Source organism: Ureibacillus chungkukjangi, from assembly GCF_003217295.1.
GTDB lineage: Bacteria > Bacillota > Bacilli > Bacillales_A > Planococcaceae > Ureibacillus > Ureibacillus chungkukjangi.
This window is the reverse complement of sequence record NZ_QJTJ01000032.1, coordinates 24,482-32,271: the sequence shown is the minus strand read 5'-3', so window position 1 is coordinate 32,271 and position 7,790 is coordinate 24,482. Positions and strand designations below refer to the sequence as shown.

The 7,790-nt window shown below is 41.9% G+C and carries 5 protein-coding genes; 3 read left to right on the top strand and 2 right to left on the bottom strand.

Going from position 1 to position 7,790, the window contains the following annotated elements; all coding sequences use genetic code 11:
- The first annotated feature begins 348 nt into the window (after positions 1–348).
- Positions 349–501 carry a hypothetical protein gene (locus BJ095_RS19130; protein WP_181418102.1) on the top strand — a complete coding sequence of 51 codons (153 nt, stop codon included), beginning with the start codon at positions 349–351 and terminating at the stop codon, positions 499–501.
- A gap of 1,135 nt (positions 502–1,636) precedes the next feature.
- Here BJ095_RS19130 and BJ095_RS16165 read toward each other — a convergent pair.
- Together BJ095_RS16165 and BJ095_RS16160 are read right to left on the bottom strand one after the other, a co-directional pair.
- The gene (locus BJ095_RS16165; protein WP_107932858.1) at positions 1,637–2,971 is read right to left on the bottom strand and encodes an MFS transporter; all 1,335 of its coding nucleotides are present in this window, start codon (positions 2,969–2,971) and stop codon (positions 1,637–1,639) included.
- 20 nt (positions 2,972–2,991) lie between these two features.
- On the bottom strand, positions 2,992–4,554 hold the full coding sequence (locus tag BJ095_RS16160; protein WP_107932860.1) for an AMP-binding protein: 1,563 nt from the start codon (positions 4,552–4,554) through the stop codon (positions 2,992–2,994).
- 210 nt (positions 4,555–4,764) lie between these two features.
- Between BJ095_RS16160 and BJ095_RS16155 the strand changes: the two genes are divergently transcribed.
- Positions 4,765–5,382 carry a TetR/AcrR family transcriptional regulator gene (locus BJ095_RS16155; RefSeq protein WP_107932862.1) on the top strand — a complete coding sequence of 206 codons (618 nt, stop codon included), beginning with the start codon at positions 4,765–4,767 and terminating at the stop codon, positions 5,380–5,382.
- 168 nt (positions 5,383–5,550) lie between these two features.
- Positions 5,551–7,764: an EAL domain-containing protein gene (locus tag BJ095_RS16150; protein ID WP_107932864.1), complete on the top strand. Its 2,214-nt coding sequence runs from the start codon at positions 5,551–5,553 to the stop codon at positions 7,762–7,764.
- The last annotated feature ends 26 nt before the right edge of the window (positions 7,765–7,790 follow it).

Below are 7,790 nucleotides of genomic sequence, written 5' to 3'. Positions count from 1 at the left end.
TTTCTTCCGCTCCATTAATTATTTCTTTCATTATAAATAAAAGTACCCTACAAGAGAGACTTTTTTTAAGTGTCTATCTTATAGGGTACATTTTAGTGTTGGAAGGGGTTTTTATTGTTTTGCGGAAGAGTGAGTGCGTGATGAAAAGCGAATTGGTAGTAGTAGTTGGGGGAGATGCGTTTGATCGAGTGGATGAAACGTGTTGGGGAGGAAGGAATGGTTCGAAATGCGTTTGATACGGGGGATGAAACGTATTAAGGAAGAAGAAGTAGCACGAGATGCATTTCATAAAGGGGCTGAAACTTGTTTAGGAAGAAGAGGTAGCTCGGAATGCGTTTCATAAAGGGGATGAAACGCGTAAGGGAAGAAGAGGTAGCTCGAGATGCGTTTCATAAAGGGGATGAAACGCGTTTAGAAAGAAGAAGTAACTCTCGAGATGCGTTTCATAGAACGGATGAAACTCGTAAGGGAAGAAGAAGTAGCTTGAGATGCGTTTCATAGAAGGAATGAAACGCATAAAGGAAGAAGCGGTAGCTCGGAATGCATTTCATAAAGGGGATGAAAGGCGTAAGGGAAGAAGAAGTAACTCGAGATGCGTTTCATAAAAGGAATGAAACGTGTAAGGGAAGAAGAAGTAGCACGAGGTGCATTTCATAAAGGGAATGAAACGCGTTTAGAAAGAAGAAGTAACTCGAGATGCGTTTCATAGAACGGATGAAACTCGTAAGGGAAGAAGAAGTAGCTTGAGATGCGTTTCATAGAAGGAATGAAACGCATAAAGGAAGAAGCGGTAGCTCGGAATGCATTTCATAAAGGGGATGAAAGGCGTAAGGGAAGAAGAAGTAACTCGAGATGCGTTTCATAAAAGGAATGAAACGCGTAAGGGAAGAAAAAGTAACTCGAGATGCGTTTCCATAAAGGGGATGAAACTTGTTTAGGAAGAAGAGGTAGCTCGAGATGCGTTTATAAAGGGGATGAAACGCGTAAAGGAAGAAGAAGTAGCTCGAAATGCATTTCATAGAAGGAATGAAACGCATAAAGGAAGAAGAAGTAACTCGAAATGCATTTCATAAAGGGAATGAAACGCGTAAAGGAAGAAGAAGTAGCACGAGATGCATTTCATAAAGGGGATGAAACGCATTTAGAAAGAAAAAGTAACTCGAGATGCATTTCATAGAACGAATGAAACGCATCCAGGAAGAAAAAGTAATTCGAAATGCATTTCATATAAGGAATGAAACGCATCCAGGAAGAAGCTGTATCCCTAAAACCCTTTCATAAACTAAATAACCACTTATAACTTCATCCTCCCTACAAAAACCACCACATTCCACAAAAAAATGCCTTCCATCACTCGAATGAAAGACACCAATCAAATTCAACGACAGCCGAGCTTCTATGGTTGCCTTCCCGTCCGCTGAACCCCGACTGGAAGGGTGCACTCCCTCCCATCCACTGAATGCCGATAGAACTAGTGCACTTACTCCCGCCCACCGAACCCCAACGGAACTAGTACACTCCCCGCCCCAACTCCAACGAGTGCACCACCCACAAAAATCCCATCCCGCGGCGCAAACACTAATCAATACATCCACACCGCAGCGCGCTATCAAACACTCTAATCTTTCTAAACTCTCTAACTCAACTCAACCGCCGTCTTTTCCTTCACCTCATTATCCAAACTCGTCACTTTATCCTCCACGTCATCATCATACTGTGAGACCACGCGTGTATCCGGTGCGAACAAAATTAGCACCAATGATACGACTAGGCTGGCGATCATGAAGCCTCCGAATGCGAAGGGGGAGGCGCCGAAGCTTGTGCCCATTGCGGTCCAGATCATTGGACCGAAGCCGACGATGGCTGCAGCGATTTGGTATCCGAGTGATAGCCCTGTGTAGCGAACGTTGGCAGGGAATAGCTCGGAGAAAAGGGTTCCTTGCGTTGCGAAAATGGCACCCCATACAAAGCCTAGTAATACGATTTGCATTGTGAAGAACCAGGTTGTGTTGATTGGGATGGTCATGAAATATGGGATTGTTAGTACAATCATGGCAACCAGCCCGCCAGTGTAAATGATTTTACGGCCGATAAAGTCGGATAGGTAGCCGACAAGCGGAATCGTAATAATCATTGTCGCACAGCTCAAGGTTAAGCCTAGCAATGCAGTGTCGCGAGAGTAGTCCAAGTAAGTTGTTGCGTACACTAAGATAAAGGACATTAAAAATACATTGAAGAAGCCGTCGCCCAGCTTTAAGCCGATTAAACGGAAAATATCCTTGGCATTGTACTTAAATACAGCGACAACAGGTATCTTCTCGAGCTCGCCTTGCTCCTTCTTTCTTTGGAATTCTGGCGTTTCTTCAATCCCGCTACGAATCCAAACGGCGATAACGATTAGCACGATACTAAATAAGAAGGGAATACGCCAGCCCCAAGCCATGAATTGGGCTTCTGTTGTTAGGGCACTGATGATTGTAAAACTGAAAGTCCCTAATACGAGTCCGATTGGAACACCTAATTGTGGAACAGAGCCGAAGAATCCACGGATGCCTTTGCCGGCAGATTCTGTTGCTAAAAGAACGGCTCCACCCCATTCACCACCAAGGGCAATCCCTTGCAATAAGCGTAGGATTACTAGCATAGCAGGTGCGATTATTCCGATTTGCGCGTAGGTAGGCAATAGCCCGATTAGGAACGAGCTTCCTCCCATCCCAATCAATGTCAGCATAAGGGAAGCCTTTCGTCCGATTCGATCTCCCATATGACCGAAAATAATACTTCCGATTGGTCTTGCTGCATATCCGGCTCCAAATGTGGCAAAGGCGATTAAAATCGATACGGCTGGATCATGATTTGGGAAGAAGAGGGAGGAGAAAACTAATCCTGTTGCAGTCCCATACAAGTAAAAGTCGTACCATTCGATAATAGATCCTACTAAACTAGCCAATAAAATTTTTGCTTTTTTCATAGAGCACACCTACTTTCGCATTATTTAATCGATAGAGAATTTCTAAGAATATGCTTTTGAATCTTGCCTACTGGTGTACGAGGGAACTCTGCCACGAATTCAATTGAGTCAGGCACCTTAAATTTGGCTAATCGAGCCTTACAAAACGTGATCAGCGCCTCCTCTGTCACACTCATCCCCTTATTCAAAATAACATAAGCCTTAATCGCCTCATCGCGCATGTCATCAGGCACCCCGATAACGGCACTTTCAAAGACGGCTAGATGTTGAGTTAAAACGCTTTCAACCTCCTGTGCGGCAACATTCTCACCAGAGCGTTTAATCATATCCTTTACACGGTCGACAAAATAGAAATAGCCATCCTCTCCGACACGGGCATTATCACCGGTCAGCAGCCATCCATCCTGTAGCGTTTCGCGAGTGGCTTCTTCATTTTTAAAATAACGCTTCATAACCGTACGACCAGGAATCCCTTTAACCGCAATTTGACCCACAGCACCTTGTTCCACATCACTGCCATCTTCGTCGATAAGCTTTACCTCATAACCGATGCTTGGCCGGCCGATGCTTAAATTTTTCCGAACCCCATTTAATGGATTGAGCAAAGGAATGCCCACCGTTTCAGTCATCCCATACAGCTGCAAGAGCTTCACATCAAACTTATTCTCAAATTCATTTAGCTGATGCTCTGCTATGGATTGTGCGAACATGATTAAACGGATTGGATTTTCCTGAACTGATGTATCATAGTCCTTTGCTAAAATCATTCGCAGCGGTGCGGCAAATAAGGAACCAACCGTTGCACCTAAGAGTTTCGCCTGTTTGAAGTAGCGAGAGGCACTAAATTTTTCTGTTAGCGCAATACTGCCGCCAGTGACTAGAGCTGTCATTGTCGAATAGTATTGGGCATTACCGTGAAACAGCGGCAGGACGATAAACATCCGGTCCTCCTCGGTTACTTGAATGGATTTAGACATTAACTCGCCAGTGAAAATATAATTTGCATTTGTTACTTGAACGCCTTTTGGTTTGGAAGTAGTACCTGATGTGTAAAGCATACCGACTACATCCTCCGTTAAGACTTTCGGGAAACGGCTTGTATCGGTAGAAGCATTTTCGATTATATGATCGAAATTTAGTAGTGTAGTAGAGTGATTCTTGAAGCGGGTTAAAACTATGTGTCGGATCGTAGGTAGTTGGTCCAGCATTCCTTGGAACTTTTCAACATGGTCCTCCTCCGTTATTAGCAAAACAGATTCAGAATGGTTGATGATGTAATTCATTTCATCGCTGCTGGACAAAATATTCGTTGGAACCATAATTGCTCCGATATGGGCTAGTGCAAACCAGGTGGTTAAAAACTCGATATTGTTTGGTAAATGGATAGTGACATGATCCCCAGCATGTACCTCCAAATCTAACAGGGCATTACTCAGCTTTAGTACTTCGTCATAAAATTCGCGATAGGTTTTGGTTGTTTGACTTCCCTGTGCATCCTCAAAAGCGATAAAAACTTTGTCTGGATGCAGGCTTACTTTCTCCTCGAACAGTGAACGAAGCGTTCTATCCCCAATAATGTCCATCGTTATCCTCCTCCCCCAATGAAGAAAACGTTATCATTATCCCCGAAACGTTATTTCATAGACTATAGTCTAAATAATAAAACTCGGCAAAATGAATGTCAATACTATTCTGATAATTCAGATTAGTTACCTATAAGTAGATAAATAGTCGCAATATAGACTATAGTTTTAACAAATGAACTAATGACTTGAAATGGGGTAGGCTAAGCCATGAAGAAGGGAAGTCGACAATTACAGGCAGAACAAACAAAGCAGCGAATTTTTGAGACAGCATTAAAGCTATTCGAGAAAAAGGGATTCGACCAAGTAACTGTAGACGAAATCGTGCAAAAAAGTAATAGCTCTAAAGGTGCCTTTTATAATCACTTTGATTCAAAATACGGCATCTTTTTAGAGAAATTTACCGAAATCGATACGTTTTATGAGGAGTTTATACAGACCATACCAGAGGAAGCATCGCTGAAAGAAAAAATTTTAAAATTATTTCAGGGGCAAATGCAATATTTAGAGCATGAAATGGGCAAAGATTTAATGAGAAGTGTTTATACAAACGGGTTAATCGAATCTGAAAATCATTATTTTACAAATACGGATCGTAGCGTCTATAAAATTCTGAACGATTTTATTAAGGTCGCCGTAGAGCGTGGCGAGTTAATGCCTGAAGTAAATAATGAGCAGCTTTCGATGATGATTGCACGGTGTATGCGCGGAAATCTGTATGATTGGATTGCTTTTGGAAAAGGCTTTGACCTTCAAGAGGAGAGCAAACAATTTATGGATATATTTGTGGAGGGAATATTAAAAAAATATACTCCCAAGGAAAAATAGTAAATCTTCCAAACGCATGAAACCTCTTTCGATAAAAACTAGTCCTAAACAATAGAGAACATTCAAAAAAATAAATATAATTAGGTAATTTATGTTATAATGTTAACAATATTATGCAAACAATAGTTCGTCGGTTTGAACATTTGTTTTGAAGGGAGTGCTAACTACATGGATAGACAGCAAAGGCCACTACCGCCCCATATAAAAGAGTCACATGAACGCTGCGAGACATTTGGAATAGACCTTGAAGCGATTCCGGAGCATAAGTATGTTAGTGCACAGGAGCTAAAGGATACATTATTTGACTATCAAAAGCTGTTTGATGTGATAGGCTTTTTTGCCGACCAGCTGTTCCAGATGGTGGACGGGCTACCGTTTATTTTTATCGTGACGGATGACAATTGCGTGATTTTAGATATTCAAGGTGATCCAGAGATTAAACAGGTGATGGAGCTTATTGGTGTAAAGCCTGGTACAAAGTTTATTGAGAGTATCGTTGGGACAAATACAGTAGACCTGGCATTACGGTTAAATGAACCGGTTGAGGTAGTGGGAACTCAACACTTTCAACCATTCCTTTATGGCAATGCCTGCTATTCAGTGCCCTTTAGCTTTGAAGCAAATGGAACAAAACGAGGGACAATTTCGATTGCAACCTTTATAGATTTTCAAAGTCCACTTCTTTTAACCATGTTAAACTCTGTAGTTAATTCGATTGAGCGAGAAATCTGCCTAAGAGAAACCAATGCACGGCTCAATATTCTAAATCAGATTGTTATCGAATCCTCTAAAAACGGCATTATTGAAATAGATAAAACAGGCAAGATTACGGAAATCAACACACAAGCCGAGGAAATGACTGGCTGGGAAAAAGGCAATCTCATCGAGGGGACTAGTAGCTTAGGAGCTCATGTAAAGGATGTCCTGGCTGGAGAAGATCTAACCGATGTGGAAGTGTGGATTACAAATGAAAAAAACGGCAAGGAAACCATTGCCTGGGTGGATGGAATACCGCTTATTAACGAAAATGGGCAAATATCAGGTGCCTTTGGTCAAATCAAGGATGTAACCGAACGCTATAACATAAAGGAACGCTTCAATTACTTAGCCTATCATGATGATTTAACAGAGCTTCCAAATCGTCGAAGCTTTCATCAGACGTTAAAAGAAAAACTCGAGCATTTAAAATCGGAGCAGGGGAATCTGGCAATATTTTTGTTGGATTTGGACCGCTTTAAATTCATAAATGACACACTAGGGTATGACAAAGGTGACTTTGTACTTGTCGAATTAAGCAAGCGGTTAAAGGATTTCTTACCAGATCATGCGGAGCTTTTCCGTATGGGTGGCGATGAATTTACCATCATTCTAAACGATTTTAAGGATGCCAAAGAGGTAACTGCCATGGCAGAGGGACTGATTGAAGTATTCAGGCATAGTCTTGAAATCGAAAGCTATGAATTTCAGATGAGTGCAAGCATTGGCATTTCCATTTATCAAAAAGGGGAAAGTGAAATTTCCTTGATTCGAAGAGCGGATACGGCCATGTACCAGGCAAAGGAGAATGGCAAAAATCATTTTGTTATGCATGACGCCGATATGGATCATCGTTATTTTGAAAAACTAACCTTTGAACAAGAGCTAAAGAATGCGATGGAACAAAATCATCTCGAGCTGTTTTATCAGCCACAGGTAAGTCTTTGTACAAAGGAAATCATCGGCTTTGAAGCGCTAATTCGCTGGAACCATCCGAAATTTGGACTAATCCTTCCAGGTGACATCATCCCATTAGCCGAAGAATTGGGAATTGCGACACTTCTAGGAGAGTTCGTCTTACAAAAGGCCTGTCATCAGCTGAAAGAATGGGCAAATCGTGGGCTCCCGCCGATGAAAATCGCCATCAATCTTTCACCGCAGGATTTCTTAAGTCATACGATTGTTGAAAGTGTCCAGGAAGCCATAACACACTTCCAAATCGATGCGAGCCTTTTGGAGGTAGAGATTACAGAATCAATGGCCATGGATGTCTCGAATGCCATCTCAATCATGAAGGAACTAAATCAGTTAGGCGTAAAAATCGCCATCGATGACTTCGGGAAAGGGTTTAGCTCGCTAAGCTATCTAAAAAACTTCCCGATCAAACGACTTAAAATCGATCGTTCCTTTGTCAATGACATCCTAACCGACCAAAACGACGCCAAAATTATCAGTGCCATTATCCAGCTAGCCCATACACTAAACCTGGAAGTCATCGCTGAAGGGGTCGAAACAATCGAACAAGCCGATTACCTATGCAGCCTGCAATGCGATGAAGCACAGTGCTATTATTATGGAAAGCCAATGCCGATCGGGAAGGTTCAGGAATTGCTTTTATCTAAATGAAAAGTAAATACAAAGCTGTAGCTCTT